Genomic DNA, 26,206 nt, shown 5'->3' on the forward strand with positions numbered 1-26,206 from the left:
TCGGGCACGGCAGCCGGAGTGTCTGGCTCGCCCCAGGTGAGGCTCACAGTGGCGGGACCGCGCCGGGTTCGCACCGGCTTCCTCGCTGCACTGCCGTGGTTGCCGCGAACGCTACCGCCCGTCTGCGGCCCCAGCGCCGCGGCAGTCACTCGCGGTGGCGCCCCAGGTAGGTCATCGCCTCGGCCGGCGGATCGAAGTCGATCTCCTCGGGCGGGTAGATGCCGATCCCCTCCGGGGTGTCCAGGTGGAAACCGCCCTGGGCGTACAGGACGACGTAGGCCGGCAGCCACCGCCCGTCGTCCTCGTAGGCGAGCACCGGCTGCCCCGTGCGGGCGTACGGCGGCGCAGGCAGGTCGATGTCCACCGCGCCCAGCTGGTCCGGCGGGATCCCGGCGTGTGCCGCCACCCGCTGCTGGACGTCGGGGCCGATGTCCCTCGTCCGCTCGGAGATCCCCAGGTCGAGGGGACCACCGGGCAACTGGAGCCAGAGCCGGTACCGCCGGTCCGGCAGGTGCTCGACGCGGACGGCGAAGCCGCTGGACGGGTTCGACATCGGGCGAGCCTCCCACCCGGACTCGATGCTGGTCGGCGGCAGCTGCGCCCTGATCGACGAGCTGCTGGCGCACCCGGTGCTCGAGGCGCTGGAGCTGCGTCCGGGCGACTCCCTCAGCTGGGACGCCGACGAGGTCGACCGAAGACGACCATCGGGCTGGACGTGATCCGCGCGGCTCAGTCGGTGGGCGTGGTGCGCCGGCGGGTGAGCAGCCAGTGCAGGCCGACGCCGACGGCCGCGCCGGTGCTGTTCGTGGCGATGTCCACCAGCGAGGGGTACCGGGCCGGCAGGAACAGGTACTGGGTCACCTCGATGCCCACCGACGCCGCGACGCACAGCGACCAGACCGTGCGCCGGCGCAGCCGCGGCAGCGCCCAGCACAGCAGCAGGCCGAGCGGGACGAACAACAACACGTTGCCGCCCCGCTCGGCCAGCCGGCCGCTGACCTGCCAGGACAGACCACTGAGGTCGTGCACGGCCCGGATGACCGGGCGCGACACCCGCCCCATCGGCGAGGGGCGCAGGGTCAGCCACGCCCCGGCCAGCAGGTAGGCCGCGAGCAGGGCGCGCGACCACCGTTGCGCCCGGCCGGGCGGGTCGGGTCGGCCGGTCACGTCCGGCTCACCGTCAGGCGCTGACCTCGACGAGGTCGATCACGAAGACCAGCGTCGCGTCACCTGGGATCGGCCCCTGACCGGTCGGGCCGTAGCCCAGGTCGCTGGGGATGGTGACCACCCGCCGGCCGCCCACCTGCATGCCGGTGACCCCCTGATCGAAGCCGGGGATGACCTGACCGGCGCCGAGGGTCACCGTCAGCACCTCGTCCTCCCCGCGGCTCCACGAGGAGTCGAACTCCTCGCCGGTCTCGTAGAAGGCGCCGACGTACTTCACCGCGACCGTCGTCCCCTCGACCGCCTCGGCCCCGTCGCCGACGACGACGTCGTCGGTGACCAGCTCCTCCGGGGCCGACTCGTCCGTCGGCGGCAACTCGGGCTGCACGCCCAGGTCCGCGGACACCTCGGCAGCCACCGCCGAGCCGGCCGTCTCGCTGCTGCCGCAGGCGGCGAGCGGCAGCGACAGGGCGATCGACAGCGGGACGGCGACCAGCGTGCGTCGGACGGTGCGGCGGTTCATCGAGCTCCTCGTGACCGAGCAGGAGCTCGGATCGGTGACTGCGGGGACCACCACGCTACGTAGGCCGCGCAGCCGCCGCCGGGCACCGGCCGTGGGGAGGTGTCGGTCCGGTGACGGAGGGGCGCTCGGGGTGCGGGCACCCATGGGAGCCACTAGCTTTCCCGCAACGTCCTCGACGGCTGGGGGTCACCCGATGTCCGCTTCGATCATCGTCGGGCTCGACGGCAGCGAGGCGAGCGGGCGGGCGGCGGACGCCGCGGCCGACGCGGCCCGGCACCACCACCTGCGGCTCGTGCTGGCCTGCGTCGTCCCCTGGTCGCCGTACGCGTTCACCAGCGCTGAGGAGAACGAGCGGCGGTCGATCGAGAAGGAACGGGAGGCCAGGGCGGCGCGCGAGCGGGTGCTCGACCCGGCCCTCGCCCGACTCTCGGCCAGCAGCGACGTCGAGATGGAGGGCGTCGTCCGGCACGGTCACCCGGCCGAGACGCTCGTCTCCCTGGCCCGCGAACACGACGCGGTCTGGATCATCGTCGGCCGCATCGGCCAGAGCCGGGTCCGGACGCTGCTCTTCGGCTCCACCCCCAGCAGCCTCATCCAGCTCTCCCCCGTCCCCGTCCTGGTGGTGCCGTGATGACCTCGTCCGTGAACGTCCTGGCCGCCTCGTTCGACGAGCAGGTCGACAACGTCTTCGCGCCGATCTCGGAGGTCATCACCGGCATCGTCTTCTTCGCCGTCCCGCTGGACTTCATCGACGAGGGCGTCGAGCTGCCGCTGATCGTCGTCTGGCTGGTGGTGGCCGGGATCTTCTTCACCATCTACCTGCGCGGCTTCCAGTTCCGCGCCTTCGGCCACGCGATCAAGCTGGTCAAGGGCGACTACAACGACCCCGAGGACGCCGGGGAGGTCACCCACTTCCAGGCGCTGGCGACCGCCGTGTCGGGCACCGTCGGGCTGGGCAACATCGCCGGGGTCGCCGTCGCCATCTCCCTCGGCGGGCCGGGCGCCACGCTGTGGATGATCGTCGCCGGGCTGGTGGGCATGTGCACCAAGGGCGTGGAGTGCACCCTCGGCGTCAAGTACCGCAACGTCTACCCCGACGGCCGCGTGTCCGGCGGACCGATGTACTACCTGAGCAAGGGCCTGGCCGAGAAGGGCATGGGCACCCTCGGCAAGGTCCTGGCCATCGCGTTCTGCATCTTCACCCTCGGCGGGGCGGTCGGTGGCGGCAACATGTTCCAGTCCAACCAGGCGTTCAGCCAGGCCCGGTCGGTGACCGGCGGCGAGGACGGTCTGCTCGGCTTCGGCGCCGCCGGCGCCGTCTTCGGCCTGGTGCTCGCCCTGCTGGTCGGCGCGGTGATCATCGGCGGCATCCGCAGCATCGCCCGGGTCACCGACAAGATCGTCCCGTTCATGGCGGTCTTCTACGTGGTGGCCTGCCTGGCCGTGCTGGTCGCCAACCTCTCCGAGGTCCCCGGGGCGCTCGGCGAGATCGTCACCGAGGCGTTCAGCCCGGAGGCCGGCCTCGGCGGCATCGTCGGCGTGCTCATCCAGGGCTTCCGCCGGGCGGCGTTCAGCAACGAGGCCGGGCTGGGGTCCGCGGCCATCGCGCACTCGGCGGTGAAGACCCACGAGCCGGCGACGGAGGGGCACGTCGCCGTCCTGGAGCCCTTCGTCGACACCGTCGTCATCTGCACCATGACGGCGCTGGCCATCGTGATCACCGGCACCTACGCCGACGACTCCAGCGCCCCGGGCGTGCAGACGACGTCGGCGGCGTTCGAGACCGTCGCCTCCTGGTTCCCCTACGTGCTCGCCCTCGCGGTGGTCCTCTTCGCCTACTCCACGATGCTGGCCTGGAGCTACTACGGGCTGAAGGCGGCGACCTACCTGTTCGGCGAGTCGATGGTCGTCGACCGGACGTGGAAGGTGATCTTCTGCGTGTTCGTGGTCATCGGCGCCTCGTCCACGCTGGACGCGGTGATCGGCTTCTCCGACAGCATGATCTTCGCGATGTCGCTGGCGAACATCATCGGGCTCTACATCATGGCCGGGGTGGTGAAGCGGGAGCTGTTCGGCTACCGCAAGCGCCTGGCCGAGGGCAAGGTGCTGCCGCTCGCGGAGCGGGGCGTCACCCAGCCCGCGGCCGGGGGCAGCACCGCCGCCAGCACCGGGCTCGACGGCACGAACCCGACCCCGCCCCCGACCGCCGACCCGCGCTGACCGTCAGGTCCCCGGTGACGCGCCGCGGGCACGGTTGACCTCCAGCCCCCTCGAGCCGGTTCACTGCGCCGGTGACCACCGAGGACCGTGACGCGGCAGCGCCGGCGACCGATCCGGACACCTCGCTGCGCGCGGTCTTCGCCGGCCGTCGCGGGCGACTGCTGGTCGCGCTGCTGCTGGCCGAGTTCGCCGCCGCGGTGCAGGGCATCGCCTACGCCACCGTGCTCCCGCTCGCCTCCCGCGAGCTTGACGGCAGCCGGCTCTACGGCGCGACCCTGGCGGCCGGGACGCTGGTCACCGTGCTCGCGCTGGCCGCCGGCCCCGGGCTCACCGCCCGGCTCAGCCCCCGGGCCACCCTGCTGGTCGCCACGGCCGTCTACGTCGTCGGGGTGCTGCTGGCCGCCACCGCACCGGCGATGGGCTGGCTGCTGGCGGGCAGCGCGCTGCGCGGGCTGGCCGGGGGCCTGCTGGTCGCCTTCGGGCTGAGCGCCATCGGCGGCCTCTACGACGACGCGCTGCGTCCGCGCGTCATGGGCCTGTTCTCCCTGGTCTGGCTGCTGCCCTCCCTGGTGGGCCCGGCGCTGAACGGGGCGATTGCCGCGGCCAGCGACTGGCGGTGGGCGATGGCCTGGCCGGCCGCCGTGGTCGTGGTGGCCCGGGTGCTGATGGGCCGGGACGTCGACCTGGTGCCCTGGCAGACCGGGCGCCGGACCGTGGCGGTCAGCGCGGGGCTGCTCGTGGTGGCCGGCCTGGTGCTCGCCACGGCCGCCAGCGGCAGCGGGACCTGGGGCGCACCGCTGCTGGCCGGCGGCCTGCTCCTGGCCGCTGCCGGCAGCGCGCGGGTGGTGTCCCGGGCGACGACCGGAGACCGGCCGCGCACCCGGGTGCTGCTGTGCTTCACCGGCCTGGTGGTCGCCTTCTTCGCCGCCGACGGCCTCGTGCCGCTCGCCGTGGCGGAGGGGCTGGGCCGCGGGGTCACAGCGACCTCGGTGGCGATCACCGCCGGGCTGGTCGCCTGGTCGGTGGCCGGCGCGCGGCCGCCCCGACCGGGACGACGCCCCGACCCGGCCACCCTCGGGACGGCGTTGCTCTGCCCGGCCCTGGTCGCGGCGGCGCTGTCCCAGACCGGGTTGCTGACCGGCACCTGGGCGCTGGTCCTGCTGGTCGGCGCCTGGGGGCTCGCCGGGCTGGGCATGGGGCTGGCCTACACGCGGCTGTCCGCCCAGTCCTTCGACGCCCTGCCGCCGGAGCGGGTGGCCGCGGTCGCCACCGCCGTCGCGTTCGCCGAGACCACGGCCGTGGCGTTCGGCTCGCTGCTGGGGGCGGGCAGCTGGTCCCTCGCCGTCACCCTCGGCGCCGAGGCCCGGCCGGCGATCGGCGGGGCGCTCGCGCTCACCGCGGTCGTCGCCGCCCTCACCGCCGCGGCGTCCCGGCGGCGGTCCGGCCAGCCGGACGGGCTGACCCGGGCCACCTGACGTGGAGCCGCGTCACGGCGCGGCTCCACGTCAGGCCGGGAGGGTCGACCCGGGGGTCGGCGCGCGGTCGGCGGTCAGGCGGCGCCGAGCGCGTCGGCCAGCCGGTGGTGGACGGCGGCGTCGTCCGCGCGGCTCTGCCGCTCCAGCGTGCGGGCCAGGGCGCGGCGGGCCCACGCGTTCGCCGGGGCGACCTCGACGAGGCGGGTGAGCAGCTGCTCGGCACGGCCCAGCTGCGCGGAGGCGAAGTAGCTGCGGGCCAGCAGCTCCATGGTCGCCTGGTCGTCGGGCTCGGCGGCGAGCACGCCCTCGAGGACGCGGGCGGCCTCGGCGGGCTGCCCCATGGCGAGGAAGAGGTCGGCGCGCTGGAACTCGGAGTGGAGGTCGGTCTCGTGCTGGGTCATCTCGTGCTCCTTCCACCGCGCGCCAACAGCGAGCCGGTCGCAGACCTTCCCCACGCCGGTGCAGCCGTTCATCGACGCCTCGTGTTCATCCAGCCACGAAACGAGAAAGGACGCGCACAATCGAGTGGCTGTCGACCGGCTGGGTATGTCGACCCCGCCGGAGTCCGCCCGGCCCGGCACCCGACTCCTCCCCGGAGTTCTGCGATGAGCCACGCCCTACACCTGCCCGGTTCCACCACCGACCCCGCGGAGAAGGGCCGGGTGCCCGCAGTCCAACGGCTCGGCGCGCTCGTCGTCGCCGCGGTCATCGCCACCTTCGGCGTCCTCGGCCTGCTCGACGGGCTGGCCTACTTCTCCACCGACGGCGAGCGGATCGCCGGCCTGTCCTCCAACGGGCTGCTGTCCACCATCTCCCTGGTGACCGCCGCCGTCCTGGTCGCGGCCGCGCTGCGCGGCTCCCGGGTCGCCTCGACCACGATGCTGGTGGTCGGTGCCCTGTTCCTGGTCTCCGCGCTGGCCAACCTCGCGGTGCTGGAGAGCGAGCTGAACTTCCTGGCGTTCTCCATGGCCAACGTCATCTTCTCCGTCGTCGCAGGCCTGGTGCTGCTGACCCTGGGCGCCTACGGCCGGGTCAGCGGCAACCTCCCCACCGACAGCCCGTACCGGGCCGAGGGCCACGCGACCCCGGACGACGACGAGACCGGCCAGCAGCTGCCCGAGACGCCGGCCGAGCAGGCCGCGGAGCGGGCGATGCGCGAGGCGGAGCTGGCCGTCATCGGGCACCGGGCCACCGAGGACCAGCAGCGGCGGGTGACGGCCATGGCCCGGGTGCGCACCCGTGGTGACCGTCGCGCCGTGTGGATGTCGTTCGACCCCGCGCCCACCCGCTGAGAGCGGTCGCCCGGCAGCGGGCGCGGGGTCCGGTCGCCGGTGGGAAGTAGCCTCGCGGACGCCATGTCGTCCTCCCCCGCTCCCGTCGTCGCGCCCGTGCGCGAGCGCGCCGACGCCTGTCCCGGCGCGCTGCAGACCCACGCCGCCGCCGACGGAGGCCTGGCGCGGGTGCGCGTCCCGGGCGGGGTGCTGACCGCCGAGCAGCTCCGGGTGCTCGCCGCGGCCGCCCGCGAGCTGGGCGATGGGCACCTGGAGCTGACCAGCCGCGGGAACCTGCAGCTGCGCGGCCTGCCGGTCGGCGCCGAGGGCGAGCTGGGCGGCCGGCTCGCCGCCGCCGGGCTGCTGCCCAGCGACACCCACGAGCGGGTGCGCAACGTGCTGGCCAGCACGCTGTCGGGCCGCACCGGCGGCGGGCACGTCGACGTCCGGCCGTGGGTCCGCGCCTTCGACGCCGGACTGCGCGCCGACCCGGCGCTGGCCGAGCTGCCCGGCCGCTTCCTGGCCACCCTGGACGACGGCCGCGGCGACGTCGCCGGCCTCGCCGGGGACGTCGGACTGCTGGCCCTCTCCCCGACCACCGTGGCCCTGCTGCTCGGCGGGGTCGACTCCGGTCTGCACTGCGCCCCGGACGACGCGGTCGCGCTCGCGCTGGACGCCGCCCGCGCCTTCCTGGCCGAGCGGGCCGCCCAGGGCTCCACCGCCTGGCGGCTGACCGAGCTCACCGACGGCCCGGCCCGCGTCGACGCCCACCTCGCCCCCGGCCATGTTCGCCAACATGGCCGGGCAGTGCCGGTGCCCGCGGCGCCGGTGGTGGGGCCGGTGGGGGCGGCGATGCAGGTCGACGGGCGGACGGCGCTGATCGGCGTCGTCCCGCTCGGGCGGCTCTCCGCCGACCAGGCCGACCTGCTCGCCCGGCTCGCCGCGGAGGTGCAGCTGACCCCGTGGCGCAGCGTCGTCGTCCCCGACCTGGCCGAGGACGCGGTGGACGACGCCGCCGTCGACCTCTTCCGCACCGGGATCGTCTTCGACGAGGCCAGCCCCTGGCTGCAGGTGACCACCTGCGCCGGCCGTCCGGGCTGCGCGAAGTCCCTGGCCGACGTCCGTGCCGACGCGATGGCCGCCGTCGCCTCGCGGGCACTGCCGGCCGGCGGCGCCCGACAGCACTGGGCCGGCTGCGAACGCCGCTGCGGCCGACCACAGGGCGGGGTCGTCGACGTCGTCGCGACACCGGCCGGCTACGACATCCGGATCGAGAAGGACTGATGTACGACTACGAGCACGACGGCGCCGAGATCTACCGGCAGTCCTTCGCCACCATCCGGGCCGAGGCGGACCTCTCCGGGCTGCCCGAGGACGTCGCCCAGGTGGCGGTCCGGATGATCCACGCCTGCGGGCAGGTCGACCTGGTCGCCGACGTGGCGTTCTCCCCGGACGTCGTCCGGGCCGGTCGCAAGGCGCTGGAGTCCGGCGCCCCGGTGCTCTGCGACGCGCAGATGGTGGCCTCCGGGGTGACCCGCAAGCGGCTGCCGGCGTTCAACGAGGTCGTCTGCACCCTCAACGACCCGCGCACCCCCGACCTCGCCCGGGAGATGGGCACCACCCGCACCGCGGCGGCGATGCACCTGTGGGGCGACCGGCTGGACGGCGCCGTCGTCGCCATCGGCAACGCCCCGACCGCGCTGTTCCACCTGCTGGAGATGATCCGCGACGGCGCACCCCGCCCGGCCGCGGTGATCGGCATCCCGGTGGGCTTCATCGGCGCGGTGGAGTCGAAGGAGGCACTCACCGTCTCGGACCTGGAGTTCCTCGTCGTCCGCGGCCGGCGCGGGGGCAGCGCGATCACCGCCGCCGCCGTCAACGCGATCGCGAGCACCGCCGAATGACGGCCATGTTGGCCAACATGGCCGGACGGGGTGCCGCGTGAGCGGGCGGCTGTACGGGGTCGGGCTGGGGCCCGGCGACCCGGAGCTGGTGACGGTCAAGGCCGCCCGGCTGATCGGTGCGGCGGACGTCGTGGCCTTCCACGCCGCCCAGCACGGCCGCTCGGTCGCCCGCGGCCTGGCCGCCCCGTACCTACGCGAGGGGCAGGTCGAGGAGCTGCTGGTCTACCCGGTGACCACCGAGACCACCGACCACCCCGGCGGCTACCAGGGCGCGATCGACGAGTTCTACGAGACCGCCGCCGCCCGGCTGGCCGCCCACCTGGACGCCGGCCGGGACGTCGTCGTCCTCGCCGAGGGCGACCCGTTCTTCTACGGCTCCTACATGCACATGCACAAGCGGCTGGCCCACCGGTACCCGACCGAGGTGGTGCCCGGCGTGACCAGCGTCAGCGGCGCCGCCGCGGTGCTCGGCCGGCCGCTGGTCGAGCGGGACGAGGTGCTCACCGTGCTGCCCGGCACGCTCCCCGCCGACGAGCTCGCCGAGTGGCTGGCGACCACCGACTCGGCCGCGGTGATGAAGCTGGGCCGCACGTTCACCAACGTCCGCGAGGCGTTCGACGCGGCCGGGGTGCTCGACCGCGCCTGGTACGTGGAGCGCGCGACCACCGACCGGCAGCGGGTGGCGCCGCTGGCCGAGGTCGACCCGGAGACCGTCCCCTACTTCTCGCTGGCCCTGCTGCCCAGCCAGCTCACCGGCCCGGGCAACGACCCCGAGCGCACCGAGGACACCCTGCCGCGCACCGGCGAGGTGGTCGTCGTCGGGCTGGGGCCGGGCAAGCGCGCCTGGACGACGCCGGAGACCGCCGAGGCGCTGGCCCAGGCCGACGACCTGATCGGCTACGGGCCCTACCTGGACCGGGTGCCGGCCAACCCGCGGCAGGCCCGGTACCCCAGCGACAACCGTGTCGAGGCCGAGCGGGCCGCGCACGCGCTGCAGCTGGCCCGCTCCGGACGCCGGGTGGCCGTGGTCTCCAGCGGTGACCCGGGCGTCTTCGCGATGGCCGCTGCGGTGCTCGAGGTGGCGGCCGAGAGCTTCCCCGACGTCGAGGTACGGGTGCTCCCAGGGCTCACCGCCGCCCAGGCGGTGGCCTCGAAGGTGGGCGCCCCGCTCGGCCACGACTTCGCGGTCATCTCGCTGTCCGACGTGCTCAAGCCCTGGGACGTCGTGCTCGACCGGCTGCGCGCCGTGGCCACCGCCGACCTGGTGGTCGCCCTCTACAACCCACGGTCGAAGGCCCGGCCGCACCAGCTGGGCGAGGCGACGAAGGTGCTGCTGGACGTGAAGCCGCCGGAGACCGTCGTCGTGGTCGGCCGGGACGTCGGCGGGCCGCAGGAGTCCCTCACCGTCACCACCCTCGGCGACTTCGACCCAGAGACGGTCGACATGCGCTGCCTGGTGATGGTCGGCTCGTCACAGACCCGGGTGACACCGTCCGGTCAGGTCTTCACCTCCCGCCGCTACCCGGGCTGACGAGGGGACCATCGTGCGCGCCGGTCTCGTGCTCCTCCTGCTCGGCGTGGTGCTGACCGGCTGCACCGGGCCCATCGGGCGCGCCTGCACCGAGATGGCCGTCATGGTCGACGTGCGCGTGGACACCACGGCGCTCGACCTGCCGGCCGGGGCGACCGGGCGGGTCTGCCTGGACGACGAGTGCACGGACGTCGTCGTCGGCGCCGACCCTCTCTCCTTCTACCCGCAGGGCGTGTGGTGGGGACGCGACGTCCCGGACCTCGAGACGGTGCAGATCTCGCTCACCCTCGCCGACCCTGCCGGCACCCAGCTGTGGGCAGGCTCGGCGGCCGTCGACACCGAGGTGGTCGAACCCAACGGCCCCGGCTGCGGGCAGACCACGGTCCTGCCCGAGCTGCACGCGACCCCGGACGGCCGGCTCCGCACCTGAGGGGCCGAAGTCGCGACTTCGGCCCCTCGCCGGAACAGCGCGGGACCGTTGGTGCTTGCACCACGTCGTGCCCCGTCGTGAACTCGCCCGGCCCGCCGCCTTCTGGACGGTCGCCGTCCTGCTGGTGCTGATGCTCGCCGCGTCCGGGGTCCCCTCACCGCTGTACCGGGTGTACGCCGAGCGGTTCGGGTTCGGCTCCGGCGTGATCACCGTGGTCTTCGCCGTCTACGCCTTCGCCCTCCTGCTGTCACTGCTGGTGGTCGGCGCGCTGTCCGACCACGTCGGCCGCCGGCCGGTGCTCGCCGCCGCCCTGGTGCTGGAGGCGGTGTCGATGGTGCTGTTCCTGGCCGCGGACGGCGTGGGCTGGCTGCTGGCCGCCCGGGTGGTCCAGGGGCTGGCCACCGGCGCGATGACCGGCGCGTTCGGCGCCGCACTGCTGGACCTGCAGCGCCCGGAGCGTCCGCTCGGCCCGCTGGTCAACTCCGCCGCCCCCGGGCTGGGGCTCTCGCTCGGCGCGGTCGGCGCCGGGGTGGCCGTCGAGTTCCTGCCCTCGCCCACCAGCTGGGTGTTCGGCCTGCTCACCGCGCTGTGCCTGGTCGCCGCCGTCGGCGTGTGGGTGTTCCTGCCGGAGTCCTCGCCGCGGCTGCCCGGCGCCCGGGCGTCGCTGCGGCCCACCGTGCACGTGCCGGCCTCGCAGCGGCGGGTGTTCCTCGTCGTCCTGCCCTGCCTGGTCGCCACCTGGGCGCTCGGTGGGCTGTACGCCTCGCTCGGCCCGTCGCTGGTGGCCGGTGTCTTCGACGTGCAGGACCACGTGGTCGGCAGCCTGGTGATCCTGGCGCTCAACGGCACCGGCCTGGTGGGCTCGCTGTCCACGCGCGGCGTCGCCCCGGCGAAGGCGATGGTGACCGGCGCACTGGTGTTCGCCGGCGGGGTCGGTGGCACGGTCGCCGCGCTCACGGCCGGGTCACTGCCGGCCTTCTTCGTCACCACGGTGGTCTCCGGCTTCGGCTTCGGCGCCGCCTTCCTCGGCGCGATGTCCACCGTGACCCAGGGCGTGGCCCCCGGCCAGCGGGCCGCGCTGCTGTCGGCGGTCTTCACCGCCAGCTACCTGGCCTTCAGCGTGCCGGCGATCGCGGCGGGCGTCGCTGCGGGGCACGTCGGCCTGGAACGGACGGCGCAGGTCTACGGGGTCGCCGTGATCGTGCTGGCGCTGCTGGCGGTGGCCGGGTTGGCCGTGCACGCGCGCCGCCCGGCCGCCGATTCGACGACGCTCCCCGCCCTGGCGCGCAGTTCCGCGGACTGACCGAGACCCTCTGGCGACGCTTGTGCTCTGCTGCCCCCTGGGCAGCAGAGCACAAGCGTCATCGCCCCTCGACTCCCGCGGCCGGTCAGCTGCCGGCGCGGGTCACCGCCGCGCAGAAGCGGGCATGGTCGGCGCGGGCCTCGCCCAGCGGCTCGATCACCTCGGCCTCGGCCACCTCGCCGACCCGGTCAAGCAGCCGGCGGCGCACCTGCCGGGCCCGCCGCCTGGCCCCGGCCCGGACCAGCGGCCGGGCCACCAGCGCCAGCAGCAGGCCGGCGAGCAGGCCGCCGACCAGCAGCAGCGTGGGCAGCGGGATGCCCTCGACCCGGGGCAGCGGCACGACGTCGTCCAGCTGGAGCAGGCCCAGCCCGACCAGGCCGAGCAGCCACAGCGCCCCGGCCAGCGCGACCAGCACCAGCACCCACTGCAGCCCGCCGACGGTGCGCTGCCACAGCGGAGTGCGGTCCGGGCCCAGGTCGGTGCCGGCGACGGCGCGGTCGAGCTGGTCGGCCAGCCGCTCCTCGGAGAACTCCGCGGTGCGGCGCAGCTCGTCCCGCCAGGCCTGCGGCAGCCCCTGCCCGGCGGCGTCCCTGGCCCGGCGCAGCGCCGCACCGAGCGCCGCCTGCTGCACGGCCCCGGCCTGCGGGAGGGAGCTCCGCGCGGCCTCGCTGCCCAGGTGCAACCGGCTGAGCGGGTCGGCCTTCAGCTTCGACGTCCAGCGGAGCACCGGCCAGCCGGTGTGCTGGTTGCCGCGGCGGCGGGCCGAGCGCTCCACGGCGGTGACCACCGCGGGCACGCCGGCGGCGTCGGCGAGGGCCGCGGTGAGCCCCGCGCGCTCGGCCGGCTCACGGCTGCGGTCGTCCCCGGCGTCCGGTGCGCAGTGGGCCGACAGGGCCCGCGCCGCGCCCCGGGCGTCGGCGGCCAGCCGGTCGGTGGCGGCCCGGCGGGCGGACACCCGGCGGGCCAGCTCGGCGCGCAGCTCGGGCAGCCCGGCGCCGGTGCGGGCGGCGGTGGGCACGATCGGCGTCGCCGCCAGCCCCTCCCGGTCCAGCAGCCCGCGCAGGTCGGCCAGGCAGGCCGCGGCGGCGGCCTCGTCGAGCCGGTCGACCTGGTTGAGCACCACCACCAGCACCCCGGCGTGCCCGGCCAGCGGCGCCAGGTACCGCTGGTGGACCGCTGCGTCGGCGTACTTCTGCGGGTCGAGCACCCAGACCAGCACGTCGACCAGCTCGACCAGCCGGTCGACCTCCAGCCGGTTCTCCAGCCGGATGCTGTCGTGGTCGGGCAGGTCGAGCAGCACCAGCCCGTCCAGCGCAGGGTCGCCCGCCTCGACCCGGTGGCGCCGGGGCACCTGGAGCCAGTCGAGCAGCCGGTCCGCGCCGTCCGGGCCCCACACGCTGGCGTGCGCGACGCCGGTGGTCGGCCGGCGGACGCCGGGTGTGCTCACCTCGGCGCCGGACAGCGCGTTGAACAGCGTGGACTTCCCGCTCCCGGTCGCCCCGGCCAGCGCGACGACCGAGGCGTCGCCCAGCGCCTCGCGGGCACCGGCCTTGGCCAGCAGCGCGCGGGCGCTGCCCACCTCCGGCACCTCGAGCCGACCCTCGGCGACCTCCACCGCCTCGCGCAGCGCGGTCAGCCGATCGGTCAGGGAGACCTCCCGACGCCTCACGCGACGGCCCGGCGGGCGTCGGTCAGCGCGGCGACCGCGGCACGCAGCTCGGCAGCCGCACCCGGCTGCGGTGCGGCGTCGTCGAGCAGCGCGTCGAACCGGCCCTGCTCGGCGCGCAGCAGCCGCGCGGCCCGGGCGTCGAGGTCGGCCCGGGCACGCGCGGCCAGCTCGCGCACCGCGGCGTCCCCGAACACCGCCTCCAGCACCCGCTGGCCGATCGCGGTGGTGCCGCCGGCGACCACGACCTCCGCCCCGGACAGCCCCGCGGTGGAGGCGAAGACGGCGACCATGACCACCGCGCCCGCGCCGTTGACGCCCCAGGAGAGCAGCCGGGCCCGGGAGCGTTTCCCCGCGCCCTCGCTGCGCACGAGCTCCAGCACGTGGCCCTGCCAGGCCCGCACCTCGTCGGCCGAGGCGCCGGCGAAGGAGGGCGAGACGCCGTCCAGCTCGATCTCCCGGCCGTCCAGCAGGCTGATGCCGCCGGGCAGGGTGCGCCAGCTGGTCACCGTCGTCTCCGCCGCCCGGTCGGCCTCGGCGCGGAGCAGCAGCTCCACCCCGGACTCCAGGGCCCCGGTCAGGTCGGCGGCGGGCGTCGCGCGGCCGGTGAACGCAGCGGTCACCCGGTCGCGGATCCGGCCGACCTGACCCTGCAGGCTGCGCATCCACTCGCCGGTGCCGACGAACTCCTGCCAGCGGGACAGCACCTCCCCGCGCAGCAGGCTCCCGTTGCCGACCGCCTCGTCGATCGCCGCGCGGGCCCGCGCGTAGGCGGCGTCGGCGGCGGTGGACAGCGCCTCGGCGGCGACCGCCTGCTCCTCGACACCGGCGACGACGACGTCCACCCGGTCGCCCAGGCTCTCCAGCGCCCCGGCGAGGGTCTGCCGGACGACGGCGGCGCGCTGCTCGGCGTCGGCAGCCAGCCCGTGCAGCCAGTCGCGCAGCGGGGCGACCTGGTCCTCGGGGAGGAAGCCGTCGACCAGTGGCCGCTCCTCGATCACGAACAACCGGGCGCCGGCCAGCCGCGCCCGCTGCAGCATCCCGGCCAGGTCGTCGGCCACCTCGCGCACCGCCTCCGGCGGCACCCGGTCCAGGACGACGGCCAGCGCGGTGCCCCGCTCCTGCGCCGTCCGCAGCAGGTCCCAGGGAACGGCGTCGGCGTAGCGGGCCGCGGTGGTGACGAACACCCACAGGTCGGCCGCGGCGAGCAGCTGCCCGGCCAGGTCGCGGTTGGCCTCGACCACCGAGTCGACGTCCGGGGCGTCGATGAGCGCCAGCCCCGGCGGCAGGCCCTCGTGGGTGACCAGCTGGAGCCCACCGGGGCCGGCCTCGCCACCGGTGGTGCGGGTGAGCCCGGGCAGAACCCGGTCGCCGGCGAACGCGGCCCGGTCGGCCGGCGCGCAGACCAGCACCGGCGCCCGGGTCGTCGGGCGGAGCACGCCGGGGGTGGTCACCCGGGCCCGCAGCACGCTGTTGACCAGCGTCGACTTGCCGGCGCCGGTGGATCCCCCGACCACGGTGAGCAGCGGGGCGTCCAGGTCGCGCAGGCGCGGGAGCAGGTAGTCGTCGACCTGGTCGACGACGGCGTGCGCGGTGCGGGCGGCGGCGTCCCGGCCGGACGTGTCCAGGCCCAGCGGTGCCGCAGCGACCCGGTCGCGGAGCAGCTGGAGGGCGTCGGGCAGCCCGGTCGGGGTGGTCATGCCCGGATCTTGCCCGGGACGCCGTCCGCTCACCCCTCGCGGTCTCAGCCCTCGGACCTCTCAGTCGCGGACCGGCCAGGCGACGACCGGGCCGAGCAGGCCACCGTCGAGCACCAGGCCGTCCGGGCCCCGGGCCTCGTCCGCCTGTTCGTGACTGCCGGCCGCATGGGCCACCGCGGCCAGCAACAGGGTCAGCTCGGCCCGGTCGACGCCCGCGGTCAGGTCGGCGAGGTCGACCGGCTGCCCGTCGGCGAGGCTGGCCGCGGCCCGCAGCAGGCGCAGCTCACCACCCGTGCCTGCGATGGCCCCGGTGCGCAGCGCCTGGTCCAGGTCGCCCCAGAGCACCGCCGCCCACGGGCCACCGTCTGCGGCGTCCTCGTCCAGGGCGATGTCGATCAGCCCGGCCGCCTGCAGTCGGGACAGCCACGACCCGGAGTTGGCCAGCAACAGCACCGCCGCCTCGGCCGCATAGTCGCCGACCGCGGCACGCAACAGCGCGCTCTCCACGTCGACCAGGTCCAGGTCGGCTGCCCGTGGTCCACCGATCACCGCCGGCCACCTCCTCGCGTCGGCCCCAACTGTGCACCCGCCGTCCGACAGAACCGAGCCGGCGACGCTTCTCGGCGTCGCGCCGAGGCGCCATGCTGGCCGCGTGGCCGGTCCCGAGCACGCAGCCCTGTTCCGCATCCAAGAGCGCTACGCGGCCACCGCAGCCGCGCGCGCCCGGCTGGTGAACCCGCACATGCTGAGCCCGGGCGAGGCGGTACGGCTGGTGGCCGGCCTCGGCGGCGGGAGCCTGGCCTACACCGACGACGCCGAGCCCCAGGTCCAGGACGCCGACCTGCTCGCCGCGCTCAGCCTCCTGCCGGGACTGCGCGCCGAGCTGGACGACCTGGAGATCGGGCTCCAGACGATGGCCCGGGGCGAGGGGGCGACCTGGTCGCAGATCGCCGAGGCGTCCGGGCTGGACGACGCCGAGGCCGCCCAGCAACGGCACGAGCGGCTGGTCCGGCGAGCTGCGGGCTAGAGCTGCGCCAGGACCTCCCGGACGTCGGCCGGGCTGGCGGCGACGGCGACCGCCCCGGCGGTGGCGAGCTCGCCGGGCGGGGCCGGACCCCAGCCGGCGCCGATGCAGGGCACCCCGTGCGCCCGCGCGCCGAGCACGTCGTGCGACCGGTCGCCGATCAGCACCGGCCGCTCGCCGTCCGGGTGCGCGGCCAGCGCCGCGGCCACCACCTGTTCCTTGTGCCGCACCGCGCCGTCCAGTGTCGCGCCGTGCACGCTGGCGAACTCGGGGAGCAGGCCGACGTGCGCCAGGATCCGCAGCGCGAACGGCTCGGGCTTGCTGGTCGCCACGGCCAGCACGGCCCCGTCGGCCCGCAGCGCGGACAGCAGCTCCGGGATGCCGGGGTAGACCGGAGCCTCGAGCATCGCGGCGCGACCCGGCGGCCGACCGGTCACAGCGGCGGGGGCGCCCGGGCCCGGCGGCTGATCGGGCGCAGCGCCGCCCGTGTAGTGCGACCGGTAGGCGACCACCGCGCGGTCGACGTCGTCCCCGCGCAGGCCGAAGGCGGCGGCGAACCCCTCCCACAGCGGTGGACCGACCATCGACCGCAGCTGGTCCTCGGTGGGCTCGGGCAGGCCGAGCTCCGCCACGGCGACCCGGATCGACGCCCAGATGCTCGGGGTCGAGTCGACCAGCGTGCCGTCGAGGTCGAAGAGCACCAGCCGACCGGCCTTTTCCCGTCCGACCAACGAGCTGGTTCCATGAAGCTTCAAGTAACTGACACCCCTCGGAGGACCCTCGCGATGACCCGGACCCAGCCCGCACCCACCACCGCCCGCGACGCCGACATGATCCGAGCCGTCCGGGCCGCGGCGGTCGTGTCCGTGGTGGTGCTGCTCTGGCAGTTCGCCACCGCCGGACAGGTGATGAGCGAGGCCGACGCGATGGACGCCCACGGCGCCGGGGCGATCGCGCTGCACGTGGCCGGCGCGCTGCTCGTGGCCGCCACGCTGCTGCACGCCCGCGCCGGTGGTGCGCGGTGGCCGGTGGTCGTGGCCGGCGCCGTGTTCGTCGCCGGATTCGTGCAGGCCGCGATCGGCGACGCCGGGGACATGGCCGCGCACGTCCCCGGGTCGCTCGTCCTCGCCGTCGGCACGGTCTGGGTCACGGCCTGGGCGTTCCAGCGACGCCAGGTGCCCTGAGCCGTTCGTCCAGCCACGTCAGCGCCTCCTCGACGGTCGCCGCGGTCGGCACCCCCGCCGGCAGCGGCGGCCGGCGCACCAGCACCACCGGCACGCCCAGCTCGCGGGCGGCGGTCAGCTTGGCCTCGGTCAGGTGCCCGCCGGAGTCCTTGGTGACGACGACGTCCACGTCGTGCTCGCGCATCAGCGCCAGCTCGTCGGCGACGCTGAACGGGCCGCGGTCCAGCAGCAGGGTCGCCCCGGGCGGCAGCGGCTCGTCCGGCGGGTCCACCGAGCGCACCAGCACCCGGCCGGGCAGTGCGGCGAAGGCACCGATCCCCTGCCGACCGGTGGTGAGGAAGACGCTGCGGTACCCGGCGACCGCCTCGGCCGCAGCGGCCAGCGAGTCGACATGTCGCCATGTGTCCCCGGGCTGCGGGGTCCAGCCCGGGCGCTGCAGCCGCAGGAGCGGGGTGCCGTGGGCAGCTGCGGCGGTGGCCGCCGAGGCGGTGATCTGCGCGGCGAACGGGTGGGTGGCGTCGACCACGGCGCGCGGCCGGTGCTCGGCCAGCCAGGCGGCCAGCCCGTCGGCGCCCCCGAACCCGCCGATCCGCACCCGCCCCGCCGGGAGCACCGGATCGGCGACCCGCCCGGCCAGCGAGGACAGCACGTCGACGTCCCGCTCGACCAGCGCGGCGGCCAGCCGGCGAGCCTCCCCCGTCCCGCCCAGCACCAGCACCTGACCGCTCACGCCGTCTCCGCACCGAGGATCGGCTGGCCGCGGTGACCGCTCGGCCGGACACCGCATCGAGCCGTACCTCGACGAGTGGCACGACCAGGGAGGATGGTGCCGTGAGCAGGGACGGCAGCGCGGGGCTGCGGCACGGCTGGACGACGGGCGCCTGCGCGACCGCGGCCACCACCGCCGCCTACACCGCGCTGCTGACCGGCGAGTTCCCCGACCCGGTGTCGATCGACCTGCCGGGCGGCAGGCACCCGGCCTTCGCCCTCGCCAAGGAGCACCTGGCCGACGGCGAGGCCGGCGCGAGCATCGTCAAGGACGCCGGCGACGACCCCGACGTCACCCACGGAGCGCTGGTCAGCGCCCGGGTCACCCACGGCGCGCCGGGCAGCGGGGTGGTCTTCCGAGCCGGGGAGGGCGTGGGCACGGTGACCAAGCCCGGGCTGCCGCTGGCCGTGGGCGAGCCGGCGATCAACCCGATGCCCCGGCAGTTCATCCGCGAGCACGTCGCCGCGGTCGCGCGAGCGCACGGCGGCACCGGGGACGTCGTCGTCGAGGTGTCGGTGGAGAACGGGGCCGAACTGGCCCGCCGCACCTGGAACCCGCGGCTGGGCATCCTGGGCGGGCTGTCCATCCTGGGGACGACCGGGGTCGTCGTCCCCTACTCCTGCTCGTCCTGGATCGACTCGATCCGCCGCGGCATCGACGTGGCCCGCGCCGCCGGGCGGGACCACGTCGCCGGGTGCACCGGGTCGACCAGCGAGCGGGTGGCGCAGGAGCTGCACGGGCTCCCCGAGGACGCCCTGCTGGACATGGGCGACTTCGCCGGCGCGGTGCTCAAGTACCTGCGCCGTCACCCCGTCCCCCGGCTGACCGTGGCCGGGGGCATCGGCAAGCTGGCCAAGCTCGCCGAGGGCCACCTGGATCTGCACTCCGCCCGCTCGCAGGTCTCCTTCGCCGCCCTGGCCACCCTGGTGGGCCAGGCGGGCGGCAGCCCCCAGCTGGTCGACGGCGTCCGGACGGCGAACACTGCGCTCGACGCGCTGCACCAGTGCCAGGCCGCCGGGCTGCCCCTGGGCGACCTGGTCGCCGCCGGTGCCCGCCGGACGGCGGAGGGCGTGCTCCGCGAGGCGCCGGTCGAGGTCGACGTCGTGGTGATCGACCGCGCCGGCACCATCGTCGGCCGTGCCTGACGAAGGACCCCGCTGCCCCCCACCGCTGGCAAGCTCGCGGCGGGCCCCTGCAGCGGGGCCGGTCATCGGGTCCGGGTGGTCGAGTAGAGGTGGCTGTCCAGGAACTGCTCGGCGGCCAGCACCCGGCCGACGACCACCACCGCCGTCCGTCGCACCCCGGCGTCGCTGACCTGCCGGGCGATGTCGGCGAGCGTGCCGCGCAGCACCAGCTCGTCGTCCCGGCTGGCCCTGGCGACCACCGCCACCGGGCAGTCGGCGCCGTAGTGCGCGGCCAGCTCCGGCGCCAGGACGTCCATCCGCTGCACGGCCAGGTGCAGCACCAGCGTCGCGCCGGTCGCCGCGTAGGCGGCGAGCTGCTCCCCCGGCGGCATCGGTGTCGACCGGGCCGACGTCCGGGTCAGGACGACGGACTGCGCCACCCCCGGCACGGTGAGCTCGCGCTTCAGCGACGCGGCCGCCGCCGCGAACGCCGGCACCCCGGGGACGACGTCGTAGGGCACCCCCGCCGCGTCCAGCCGGCGCATCTGCTCGGCCATCGCGCTGTACACCGAGGGGTCGCCGGAGTGCAGCCGGGCGACGTCCAGCCCGGCCTCGTGCGCGGCGACCAGCTCAGCGGTGATCTGGTCCAGGTCGAGGTCGGCGGTGTCGACCAGCCGGGCGCCGGCGGGGGCGGTGTCCAGCAGCTCGCGGGGCACCAGCGCCCCGGCGTAGAGGCAGACCGGCGACGACGCGATCAGCCGCGCCGCCCGCACGGTCACCAGGTCCGCAGCCCCGGGCCCAGCCCCGATGAAGTGCACGGTCACGACATCACTCCGCACCAGTGCACACGAATCCGCACGCACTTTCGCGCGCGAAAGCGTGCGTACTCACGCGCGCGAAAGCGTGCGTACTCACGCGCGCGAGAGCGTGGGCGGTCATCTCTGCACGCTCCAGATGGTCACCGGGAGGGCCGGCCGGAACGCCTGGAAGCCGCCGACCGGCTGGGCGTGCGCGACCGACAGCCGGGTCAGCGAGCCGCCGCAGCGGCCGTGCCACTCGGCGAGCACCGCCTCGCTCTCCAGCGTCACCGCGTTCACCACCAGCCGTCCGCCGGGTGGCAGCGCGGCCCAGACGGTGTCCAGCAGCAGCGGGGTGGTCGCGCCGCCCCCGACGAAGACGGCGTCCGGGGTGGGCAGCTCGACGAGTGCATCGGGCGCCTCACCGCGGACGACCTGCAGACCGGGGACGCCGAGCCGGTCGGCGTTGCGGGCGATCCGCGCCGCCCGCTCCGGGTCGGCCTCCACGGCGACCGCCCGGCAGGACGGGTGCACCCGCATCCACTCGATGCCGATGGAGCCGGCGCCGGCGCCGACGTCCCAGAGCAGCTGGCCGGGCAGCGGGGCCAGCCGGGCCAGCGTCACCGCCCGGACGTCGCGTTTGGTCAGCTGGCCGTCGGACTCGAAGGCGTCGTCGGGCAGTCCCGGGACGGTGGGCAGCGGCACGGTGCCCGGATCGGCGACGACCTCGACGGCGGTGACCACCAGCGGGTCGGTCTCCGGGTGCGCCCACTCCGCGGCGGTGCCGGTGAACCGCCGCTCCGCGTCGCCGCCGAGCTGGGCCAGGGCGGTGAGCCGGCTGGCGCCGGAGCCGGAACCGGCGAGCAGCGCGGCGACGTCGGCCGGGGTGCGGGTGTCAGAGCCGAGCACCAGCAGCCGCCGGCCGGGGGTGGCGTGCGGGAGGACCAGCGAGACCGGCCGGCCGACCACCGAGACGACCGTGGTGTCCTCGACCGCCCAGCCCAGCCGGGCGCAGGCCAGGCTCACCGACGAGGGGTGCGGCACGACGTGGACGGCATCCGCGCCGAACAGCCGCACCAGCGAGGTGCCGACGCCGGAGAGCATCGGGTCACCGCTGGCCAGCACCACGACCCGCCGGCCGGGGTGCTCGGTGGGCAGCGCGGCGAGGGCCGGGGCCATCGGCGAGGGCCACGGCACCCGCTCGGCGATGACCTCGCCGGGCACCAGCCCCAGCTGCCGGGCGCTGCCGCGCAGCACCTCGGCGGCCGCGACCGTCCGCCGGGCCGCCGGGGACAGCCCGTCCCACCCGTCGGCGCCGATGCCGACGACGGTCACCGCGAACGTGCTCACGCGGGGAGGTCGCCCTCGGGGCCGGCCGCCTCGGCGAGCAGCCGCTCGCGCACGTCCGCCGGCAGCCGGTCGACGTAGACGGTGCCGTCGAGGTGGTCGACCTCGTGCTGCAGGCAGCGGGCGGCCATGCCGGTGGCCTCGATGGCGGTCGGGTCACCGTTGAGGTCGACCCCGTCGACCCGGGCGCGGAAGGCCCGCTCCAGCTCGGCGTAGGGACCGGGCACCGACAGGCAGCCCTCCTCGGTCACCTCGACCGCCGGCTCGTCACCGACCGGCTCGAGCACGGTGAGCACCGGGTTGACCACGTAGCCGACCACGTCCTCGCCGTCGGCGTCCGGGCAGTCGATGACGAAGACCCGGGCGTCGACACCGATCTGGTTGGCGGCCAGCCCGACCCCGTCGGCGGCGGTCATGCTCGCGAACATGTCCAGCACGAGGTGCCGCAGAGGGCGGTCGAACTCGGTGACCGGGGTGCAGGGACGGTGCAGCACGGGGTTGCTGCCGTAGGTGACGATCGGCCGGGCGACGCCGTCGTAACGGCCGGGCAGGCGCATGACCGTCGATCCTAGGGACCCCCGCCGGCCGCGCCTCCCTACAGTGGCCGCCGATGTCCTCCCTCGCTGCACGTGCGCTGCTCCCCGCGGCGAGCTCGGCGACCGCCGCCGGCCTCGCGCTCGGGGCCGCCGCCGACCTGCTGTTCGCCGATCCCCGCCGGGGGCACCCGGTGGCCGGGCTCGGCCGGGCGGCCGGCGCGCTGGAGCGGCTCACCTGGCGGGACTCGCGCGCCGCCGGGGTCGCGTACGCCACGGCGTGCGTGGGGACGGCGACCGCCCTGGGCGCCGTGCTGCACCGGGTCACCGCCGACCGGCCGGGGGCGCGCACCGCGGTCACCGCCGTCGCGACCTGGGCCGTGCTCGGTGGCACCTCGCTGGGCCGGGTCGCCACCACCATGGAGCAGCACCTGGCCGCCGGCGACCTGCCCGCTGCCCGCGCGCACCTGTCGAGCCTGGCCGGCCGGGACCCGAGCGGTCTGGGCGAGCCCGAGCTGGTGCGGGCCACCGTCGAGTCGGTCGCGGAGAACACCTCGGACGCCGCTGTCGCACCGCTGTTCTGGGGCGCGGTCGCCGGGCTGCCGGGGCTGCTCGGCTACCGGGCGGCGAACACCCTGGACGCGATGGTCGGGTACCGGTCGGACCGTTACGCCCGGTTCGGCTGGGCGGCCGCCCGGTTCGACGACGTCGTCAACTGGGTGCCCGCCCGGCTCACCGCCGCGCTCACCGTCGCGACGGCCCCGGTGGCCGGGGGCTCGGCCGGCGCGGCCTGGCGCGTCTGGCGCCGGGACGGTGCTGCGCATCCCAGCCCGAACGCCGGCCGCTGCGAGGCAGCGCTCGCCGGTGCGCTGGGCCTGCGGCTCGGTGGCCGCAACGTCTACGGCACCCGGGTCGAGGAGCGCCCGACGCTGGGCGACGGCCGGCCGCCGGTCCGGGCCGACGTCCGCCGGGCGGTGCGGCTGTCCCGGGCGGTCTGGACCGGGGCCGCCGTCCTGGCCGCGGTGAGCCGGCTCCCCCTCCGCAGCTGACCACGGTCTCGTGACCATTCGTTCACGAGGCGTGAGCGCAGGTCGTGGTGGCGTCGCGACGCCTGCGACGAGTGGGCACCCGGCGGAGCCCAGCGGTAACTTGACGATCACCAGATGCGGTCGTGTCCCCCGGGAGCGATGGGGCGCCGGTCGAGCCCACGGCACGACGTCCTCACCACCAGAAACGCGGTGCGCCTGCAGAGAGCGGGTCGATGATGTCCGCCACCACAGCTCCGTCCCGCCAGCACGCGGCCGCGGGCCAGGCCCGCCGGCCGGCTGCGTGCGGCCCCGCGGCCGGCCGCTTCCGCGGTGACCTCGCCACCGACCAGTGGTGGTGGTCCCCTGAACTGCACGCGCTGCTCGGGCTGGCCACCGGCTCCGTGCGGCCGTCGGTCGAGGGGCTGCTCTCCGCCGTCCACCCCGACGACCGGCCCGCCGTCGGGGCGGCTCTGGCGACCGCGAGCAGGACCGGGGCGCCCTCCGCCCGGGAGCACCGGGTGCTGCTGGCCGACGGCTCCGCCCGCCCGGTCCTGCTGGTCTGCGAGCCGGAGGTCGACCCGGACGGCACGGTGACCGCCCTGACCGGGCTCGTCCTCGACCTCACCGGCAGCCGGCCGGCCGCCGACGACGACGAGCAGCTGCGCCACCTGGAGACCGAGGTGGAGCAGCTGCGCAGCGCGATGGCCAGCCGGGCCTCGATCGAGCAGGCCAAGGGCATCCTCATGCTGCTGATGGGCTGTGGCGACCAGGTCGCGTTCGACCTGCTGGCGCACATCTCCAGCCACACCCACCGCAAGGTGCGCGAGGTCGCCGTCGCCATCGTCGAGTCGGCCAGCGGCCGGTCCCAGCTGCCGGACGACGTGCGCGAGATCCTGCACGACGCCTGCCCGCCGGCCCGCAGCACGGTCTGACGCACCCGCCCTCCCCGGTCAGGCGCGCGCAGGAGAGGATGCCGGGATCGCCCGACGCCTGTGCGCGGCCGGGCCGGGACGAGGGAGGGGGACGGCGGCGGTGTTCTACCTGCTCGTGCGGTTCGTGCTGCGGCCACTGGTCTTCGTGGTCTTCCGGCCCACGGTCATCGGCCGCGAGAACGTGCCGCTGACCGGCCCGGTGATCCTGGCCAGCAACCACCTGTCCTTCATCGACAGCATCGGCATCCCGCTGGTGGCTCCCCGCAGGGTCGCCTACCTGGCGAAGGCCGAGTACTGGCGGGGCACCGGCTTCAGCGGCTGGGTGTCCCGGACGCTGTTCACCGCCCTCGGCGCGCTGCCGGTCGAGCGGGAGGCCTCGCGGGCCGCCCAGGCCGCGCTGGACACCGCGATGGAGGTGCTGCGGGCCGGGGGCGCGTTCGGCATCTACCCGGAGGGCACCCGCTCCCGCGACGGCCGGCTCGCCCGCGGCAAGACCGGGGTGGCCTGGCTCGCGCTGACCGCCGACTGCCCCGTCGTCCCGGTCGCCGTGCGCGGCACCGACAAGGTGCAGCCGGTCGGCGCGCGGTGGCCCCGGCCGCACCGGGTCTCGGTCACCTTCGGGGAGCCGCTGACCTTCCCCGAGCACCGCGGCATGGCCGGCAAGGGCAAGGCCCGACGCGAGGTCACCGACCAGGTGATGGAGGCGATCGCCGAGCTCTCCGGCCAGGAGAAGGCCGGCTGGGGCGACGCCCCGACCGCGGCGTGAGCACCCGCTCGAACGGGGCTCTGCTCGTCGCCGGCACCACCTCCGACGCCGGCAAGTCGGTGGTCACCGCCGGCATCTGCCGCTGGCTGGTGCGCCAGGGCGTCTCGGTGGCGCCGTTCAAGGCGCAGAACATGAGCAACAACTCCATGGTCACCGCGGACGGCGCGGAGATCGGCCGGGCGCAGGTGATGCAGGCCGCGGCCGCGCGGGTGGAGCCCGAGGCCGCGATGAACCCGGTGCTGCTCAAGCCGGGCGGGGAGAACGCCAGCCAGGTCGTCGTGCTCGGCAGACCGGTGGCCGACGTGACCGCGCTGTCCTACCGGCCGATGAAGGCGGGGCTGCTGGAGCAGGCACTGGCCTGCCTGGCCGACCTGCGGTCCCGGTTCGACGTGGTGGTCTGCGAGGGCGCCGGCTCCCCCACCGAGATCAACCTGCGGGCCGACGACATCGCCAACATGGGGCTGGCCACCGCCGCGCGGCTGCCGGTCGTGGTGGTCGGCGACATCGACCGCGGCGGGGTCTTCGCCGCCCTCTACGGCACCGTCGCGCTCATGCCGCCGGCCGACCAGGCGCTGGTGGCCGGGTTCCTGGTCAACAAGTTCCGCGGCGACGCCCGGCTGCTCGCCCCCGGGCTGGACCAGCTGGCCGCGCTCACCGGCCGGCCGACGCTGGGGGTGCTGCCCTGGCGCAGCGGCCTGGAGCTGGACGTCGAGGACTCCCTGGGCGTCGACGCCGCGCGTGCACCCGCCGGGCCGCCGCACGGCGAGGACGTGCTCCGGGTGTCGGTCGCCCGGCTCCCCCGGCTGTCCAACTTCACCGACCTGGACGCGCTGGCCAGCGAGCCCGGCGTGCTGCTGCGCTACGCCACCCGCCCCGAGGAGCTGGCCGACGCCGACCTGGTGGTCCTGCCCGGCACCCGGTCGACCGTGGCCGACCTGCGGTGGCTGCGGGAGACCGGGCTGGCCGACGCTGTGTCCCGCCGGGCTGCCGCCGGCGGCGCGGTGCTGGGCATCTGCGGCGGCCACCAGATGCTCGCCCGCACGATCAGCGACGACGTCGAGTCCCGGGCCGGGGTCGTCCCCGGGCTGGGCCTGCTGCCCTCCGACGTCACCTTCGCCCCGGAGAAGACCCTCGGCCGGCCGGCGGGGGCGGCGCTCGGCCAGCCGGTGCGCGGCTACGAGATCCACCACGGCATCGCGGTCGTGGACGACGGCGCCGAGCCGTTCCTGGACGGTGCCCGGGCCGGCGCGGTCTTCGGGACGACGTGGCACGGGGCGCTGGAGTCCGACGGGTTCCGCCGGGCCTTCCTCACCGAGGTCGCCCGGATCGCCGGCCGCCGGTTCACCGTCGCGCCGGACACCGACTTCGCCGCCGTCCGGGAGGCGCGGCTGGACGTGCTCGGTGACCTGATCGCCGAGCACGCCGACACCGACGCGCTCTGGCGGCTGGTGGAGTCCGGGCCGCCGACCGGGCTGCCCGTGCTGGCGAGCGGGCTCAGCCCGCGCTGAGTCCGGC

At 75.9% G+C, this 26,206-nt stretch carries 29 protein-coding genes and 1 riboswitch; of the genes, 17 read left to right on the forward strand and 12 right to left on the reverse strand.

Going from position 1 to position 26,206, the window contains the following annotated elements; genetic code table 11:
* Window positions 1-16: 16 nt before the first annotated feature.
* A riboswitch (cobalamin riboswitch) is annotated at window positions 17-84 on the reverse strand.
* A gap of 61 nt (window positions 85-145) precedes the next feature.
* Window positions 146-553, reverse strand: a complete 408-nt coding sequence (locus tag HLA93_RS02040) for a hypothetical protein (RefSeq protein WP_222192563.1) — start codon at window positions 551-553, stop codon at window positions 146-148.
* A gap of 25 nt (window positions 554-578) precedes the next feature.
* Between HLA93_RS02040 and HLA93_RS02045 the strand changes: the two genes are divergently transcribed.
* A complete protein-coding gene (locus tag HLA93_RS02045; protein WP_222192564.1) occupies window positions 579-719 on the forward strand; it encodes a hypothetical protein in 141 nt (46 codons plus the stop codon).
* Between the two features lie 10 nt (window positions 720-729).
* Here the strand turns inward: HLA93_RS02045 and HLA93_RS02050 are convergent, their stop codons facing one another.
* The gene (locus tag HLA93_RS02050; protein ID WP_222192565.1) at window positions 730-1,167 is read right to left on the reverse strand and encodes a VanZ family protein; all 438 of its coding nucleotides are present in this window, start codon (window positions 1,165-1,167) and stop codon (window positions 730-732) included.
* Between the two features lie 13 nt (window positions 1,168-1,180).
* The gene (locus tag HLA93_RS02055; protein ID WP_222192567.1) at window positions 1,181-1,687 is read right to left on the reverse strand and encodes an FKBP-type peptidyl-prolyl cis-trans isomerase; all 507 of its coding nucleotides are present in this window, start codon (window positions 1,685-1,687) and stop codon (window positions 1,181-1,183) included.
* Window positions 1,688-1,880: 193 nt separating this feature from the next.
* Between HLA93_RS02055 and HLA93_RS02060 the strand changes: the two genes are divergently transcribed.
* The 3 genes from HLA93_RS02060 (at window position 1,881) to HLA93_RS02070 (ending at window position 5,382) form a co-directional block, all read left to right on the forward strand.
* Window positions 1,881-2,318 (forward strand): universal stress protein, encoded by a 438-nt coding sequence (locus HLA93_RS02060; RefSeq protein WP_222192569.1) that lies wholly within the window; start codon window positions 1,881-1,883, stop codon window positions 2,316-2,318.
* Window positions 2,318-3,907, forward strand: a complete 1,590-nt coding sequence (locus tag HLA93_RS02065) for an alanine/glycine:cation symporter family protein (RefSeq protein WP_222192571.1) — start codon at window positions 2,318-2,320, stop codon at window positions 3,905-3,907. The genes HLA93_RS02060 and HLA93_RS02065 overlap by 1 nt, the downstream gene beginning before the upstream one ends.
* A 71-nt stretch (window positions 3,908-3,978) precedes the next feature.
* The gene (locus tag HLA93_RS02070) at window positions 3,979-5,382 is read left to right on the forward strand and encodes an MFS transporter (protein ID WP_222192573.1); all 1,404 of its coding nucleotides are present in this window, start codon (window positions 3,979-3,981) and stop codon (window positions 5,380-5,382) included.
* A gap of 74 nt (window positions 5,383-5,456) precedes the next feature.
* On the opposite strand, the gene HLA93_RS02075 is transcribed toward HLA93_RS02070, so the two are convergent.
* Window positions 5,457-5,783, reverse strand: coding sequence for a tetratricopeptide repeat protein (locus HLA93_RS02075; RefSeq protein ID WP_222192575.1), 327 nt, complete (start codon window positions 5,781-5,783; stop codon window positions 5,457-5,459).
* Window positions 5,784-5,987: 204 nt separating this feature from the next.
* Between HLA93_RS02075 and HLA93_RS02080 the strand changes: the two genes are divergently transcribed.
* The 6 genes from HLA93_RS02080 (at window position 5,988) to HLA93_RS02105 (ending at window position 11,821) form a co-directional block, all read left to right on the forward strand.
* Window positions 5,988-6,674: a DUF4383 domain-containing protein gene (locus HLA93_RS02080; protein ID WP_222192577.1), complete on the forward strand. Its 687-nt coding sequence runs from the start codon at window positions 5,988-5,990 to the stop codon at window positions 6,672-6,674.
* A 63-nt stretch (window positions 6,675-6,737) separates the two neighbouring features.
* Entirely contained in the window at window positions 6,738-7,937 is a 1,200-nt protein-coding gene (cobG, locus tag HLA93_RS02085; protein WP_222192580.1) for a precorrin-3B synthase, read from the forward strand.
* A complete protein-coding gene (locus tag HLA93_RS02090) occupies window positions 7,937-8,557 on the forward strand; it encodes a precorrin-8X methylmutase (protein ID WP_222192581.1) in 621 nt (206 codons plus the stop codon). The genes cobG and HLA93_RS02090 overlap by 1 nt, the downstream gene beginning before the upstream one ends.
* Window positions 8,558-8,594: 37 nt before the next feature.
* Window positions 8,595-10,088, forward strand: coding sequence for a precorrin-2 C(20)-methyltransferase (locus HLA93_RS02095; protein WP_222192582.1), 1,494 nt, complete (start codon window positions 8,595-8,597; stop codon window positions 10,086-10,088).
* A gap of 13 nt (window positions 10,089-10,101) precedes the next feature.
* On the forward strand, window positions 10,102-10,518 hold the full coding sequence (locus HLA93_RS02100) for a hypothetical protein (RefSeq protein ID WP_222192583.1): 417 nt from the start codon (window positions 10,102-10,104) through the stop codon (window positions 10,516-10,518).
* A 55-nt stretch (window positions 10,519-10,573) separates the two neighbouring features.
* The gene (locus HLA93_RS02105) at window positions 10,574-11,821 is read left to right on the forward strand and encodes an MFS transporter (RefSeq protein ID WP_246625483.1); all 1,248 of its coding nucleotides are present in this window, start codon (window positions 10,574-10,576) and stop codon (window positions 11,819-11,821) included.
* 85 nt (window positions 11,822-11,906) lie between these two features.
* On the opposite strand, the gene HLA93_RS02110 is transcribed toward HLA93_RS02105, so the two are convergent.
* Genes HLA93_RS02110 through HLA93_RS02120 form a run of 3 tightly spaced genes read right to left on the reverse strand, consistent with a single transcriptional unit; the run spans window position 11,907 to window position 15,736 of the window.
* Window positions 11,907-13,490 carry a YfjP family GTPase gene (locus HLA93_RS02110; protein ID WP_222192584.1) on the reverse strand — a complete coding sequence of 528 codons (1,584 nt, stop codon included), beginning with the start codon at window positions 13,488-13,490 and terminating at the stop codon, window positions 11,907-11,909.
* The gene (locus HLA93_RS02115; protein WP_222192585.1) at window positions 13,487-15,187 is read right to left on the reverse strand and encodes a GTPase domain-containing protein; all 1,701 of its coding nucleotides are present in this window, start codon (window positions 15,185-15,187) and stop codon (window positions 13,487-13,489) included. The genes HLA93_RS02110 and HLA93_RS02115 overlap by 4 nt, the downstream gene beginning before the upstream one ends.
* 60 nt (window positions 15,188-15,247) lie before the next feature.
* Entirely contained in the window at window positions 15,248-15,736 is a 489-nt protein-coding gene (locus tag HLA93_RS02120; protein ID WP_222192586.1) for a hypothetical protein, read from the reverse strand.
* Between the two features lie 103 nt (window positions 15,737-15,839).
* Between HLA93_RS02120 and HLA93_RS02125 the strand changes: the two genes are divergently transcribed.
* Complete coding sequence (locus HLA93_RS02125; RefSeq protein ID WP_222192587.1) at window positions 15,840-16,214, forward strand: hypothetical protein; 375 nt, start codon at window positions 15,840-15,842, stop codon at window positions 16,212-16,214.
* Here the strand turns inward: HLA93_RS02125 and HLA93_RS02130 are convergent.
* A complete protein-coding gene (locus tag HLA93_RS02130) occupies window positions 16,211-16,912 on the reverse strand; it encodes an HAD hydrolase-like protein (protein WP_308127900.1) in 702 nt (233 codons plus the stop codon). The two genes, HLA93_RS02125 and HLA93_RS02130, sit on opposite strands and share 4 nt — an antisense overlap.
* An 84-nt stretch (window positions 16,913-16,996) precedes the next feature.
* Here HLA93_RS02130 and HLA93_RS02135 point away from each other — a divergent pair, with 84 nt between their 5' ends.
* On the forward strand, window positions 16,997-17,395 hold the full coding sequence (locus HLA93_RS02135) for a hypothetical protein (protein WP_222192589.1): 399 nt from the start codon (window positions 16,997-16,999) through the stop codon (window positions 17,393-17,395).
* On the opposite strand, the gene HLA93_RS02140 is transcribed toward HLA93_RS02135, so the two are convergent.
* Entirely contained in the window at window positions 17,358-18,125 is a 768-nt protein-coding gene (locus HLA93_RS02140; protein ID WP_222192590.1) for a cobalt-precorrin-6A reductase, read from the reverse strand. The two genes, HLA93_RS02135 and HLA93_RS02140, sit on opposite strands and share 38 nt — an antisense overlap.
* 101 nt (window positions 18,126-18,226) lie before the next feature.
* Here HLA93_RS02140 and HLA93_RS02145 point away from each other — a divergent pair, with 101 nt between their 5' ends.
* A complete protein-coding gene (locus HLA93_RS02145) occupies window positions 18,227-19,309 on the forward strand; it encodes a cobalt-precorrin-5B (C(1))-methyltransferase (protein ID WP_222192591.1) in 1,083 nt (360 codons plus the stop codon).
* 62 nt (window positions 19,310-19,371) lie between these two features.
* Here the strand turns inward: HLA93_RS02145 and cobM are convergent, their stop codons facing one another.
* From cobM to def, 3 genes are all read right to left on the reverse strand, one after another.
* The gene (cobM, locus tag HLA93_RS02150; protein ID WP_222192592.1) at window positions 19,372-20,112 is read right to left on the reverse strand and encodes a precorrin-4 C(11)-methyltransferase; all 741 of its coding nucleotides are present in this window, start codon (window positions 20,110-20,112) and stop codon (window positions 19,372-19,374) included.
* A 111-nt stretch (window positions 20,113-20,223) separates the two neighbouring features.
* On the reverse strand, window positions 20,224-21,435 hold the full coding sequence (cbiE, locus tag HLA93_RS21930) for a precorrin-6y C5,15-methyltransferase (decarboxylating) subunit CbiE (RefSeq protein ID WP_222192593.1): 1,212 nt from the start codon (window positions 21,433-21,435) through the stop codon (window positions 20,224-20,226).
* Window positions 21,432-21,989, reverse strand: coding sequence for a peptide deformylase (gene def, locus HLA93_RS02160; protein ID WP_222192594.1), 558 nt, complete (start codon window positions 21,987-21,989; stop codon window positions 21,432-21,434). Before def ends, cbiE begins: the two co-directional genes overlap by 4 nt.
* Window positions 21,990-22,042: 53 nt before the next feature.
* Between def and HLA93_RS02165 the strand changes: the two genes are divergently transcribed.
* From HLA93_RS02165 to HLA93_RS02180, 4 genes are all read left to right on the forward strand, one after another.
* Window positions 22,043-23,014 carry a cobalamin biosynthesis protein gene (locus tag HLA93_RS02165; protein ID WP_222192597.1) on the forward strand — a complete coding sequence of 324 codons (972 nt, stop codon included), beginning with the start codon at window positions 22,043-22,045 and terminating at the stop codon, window positions 23,012-23,014.
* A gap of 215 nt (window positions 23,015-23,229) precedes the next feature.
* Window positions 23,230-23,925 carry a PAS and ANTAR domain-containing protein gene (locus tag HLA93_RS02170; RefSeq protein WP_222192598.1) on the forward strand — a complete coding sequence of 232 codons (696 nt, stop codon included), beginning with the start codon at window positions 23,230-23,232 and terminating at the stop codon, window positions 23,923-23,925.
* Window positions 23,926-24,025: 100 nt separating this feature from the next.
* Entirely contained in the window at window positions 24,026-24,691 is a 666-nt protein-coding gene (locus HLA93_RS02175; RefSeq protein ID WP_222192599.1) for a lysophospholipid acyltransferase family protein, read from the forward strand.
* Window positions 24,688-26,199, forward strand: coding sequence for a cobyric acid synthase (locus tag HLA93_RS02180; protein ID WP_222192600.1), 1,512 nt, complete (start codon window positions 24,688-24,690; stop codon window positions 26,197-26,199). Before HLA93_RS02175 ends, HLA93_RS02180 begins: the two co-directional genes overlap by 4 nt.
* The last annotated feature ends 7 nt before the right edge of the window (window positions 26,200-26,206 follow it).

This window comes from Modestobacter italicus (assembly GCF_019799965.1).
GTDB classification, from domain to species: Bacteria; Actinomycetota; Actinomycetes; order Mycobacteriales; family Geodermatophilaceae; genus Modestobacter; species Modestobacter italicus_A.

Excerpts from the sequence above, each read along its gene's own strand:
- HLA93_RS02040 (WP_222192563.1), bottom strand. The coding sequence starts at position 553 with ATGTCGAACCCGTCCAGCGGCTTCGCCGTCCGCGTCGAGCACCTGCCG.
- HLA93_RS02045 (WP_222192564.1), top strand. The coding sequence starts at position 579 with ATGCTGGTCGGCGGCAGCTGCGCCCTGATCGACGAGCTGCTGGCGCAC.
- HLA93_RS02055 (WP_222192567.1), bottom strand. The coding sequence starts at position 1,687 with ATGAACCGCCGCACCGTCCGACGCACGCTGGTCGCCGTCCCGCTGTCG.
- HLA93_RS02060 (WP_222192569.1), top strand. The coding sequence starts at position 1,881 with ATGTCCGCTTCGATCATCGTCGGGCTCGACGGCAGCGAGGCGAGCGGG.
- HLA93_RS02065 (WP_222192571.1), top strand. The coding sequence starts at position 2,318 with ATGACCTCGTCCGTGAACGTCCTGGCCGCCTCGTTCGACGAGCAGGTC.
- HLA93_RS02075 (WP_222192575.1), bottom strand. The coding sequence starts at position 5,783 with ATGACCCAGCACGAGACCGACCTCCACTCCGAGTTCCAGCGCGCCGAC.
- HLA93_RS02080 (WP_222192577.1), top strand. The coding sequence starts at position 5,988 with ATGAGCCACGCCCTACACCTGCCCGGTTCCACCACCGACCCCGCGGAG.
- cobG (WP_222192580.1), top strand. The coding sequence starts at position 6,738 with ATGTCGTCCTCCCCCGCTCCCGTCGTCGCGCCCGTGCGCGAGCGCGCC.
- HLA93_RS02090 (WP_222192581.1), top strand. The coding sequence starts at position 7,937 with ATGTACGACTACGAGCACGACGGCGCCGAGATCTACCGGCAGTCCTTC.
- HLA93_RS02115 (WP_222192585.1), bottom strand. The coding sequence starts at position 15,187 with ATGACCACCCCGACCGGGCTGCCCGACGCCCTCCAGCTGCTCCGCGAC.
- HLA93_RS02135 (WP_222192589.1), top strand. The coding sequence starts at position 16,997 with ATGACCCGGACCCAGCCCGCACCCACCACCGCCCGCGACGCCGACATG.
- def (WP_222192594.1), bottom strand. The coding sequence starts at position 21,989 with ATGCGCCTGCCCGGCCGTTACGACGGCGTCGCCCGGCCGATCGTCACC.
- HLA93_RS02165 (WP_222192597.1), top strand. The coding sequence starts at position 22,043 with ATGTCCTCCCTCGCTGCACGTGCGCTGCTCCCCGCGGCGAGCTCGGCG.
- HLA93_RS02170 (WP_222192598.1), top strand. The coding sequence starts at position 23,230 with ATGTCCGCCACCACAGCTCCGTCCCGCCAGCACGCGGCCGCGGGCCAG.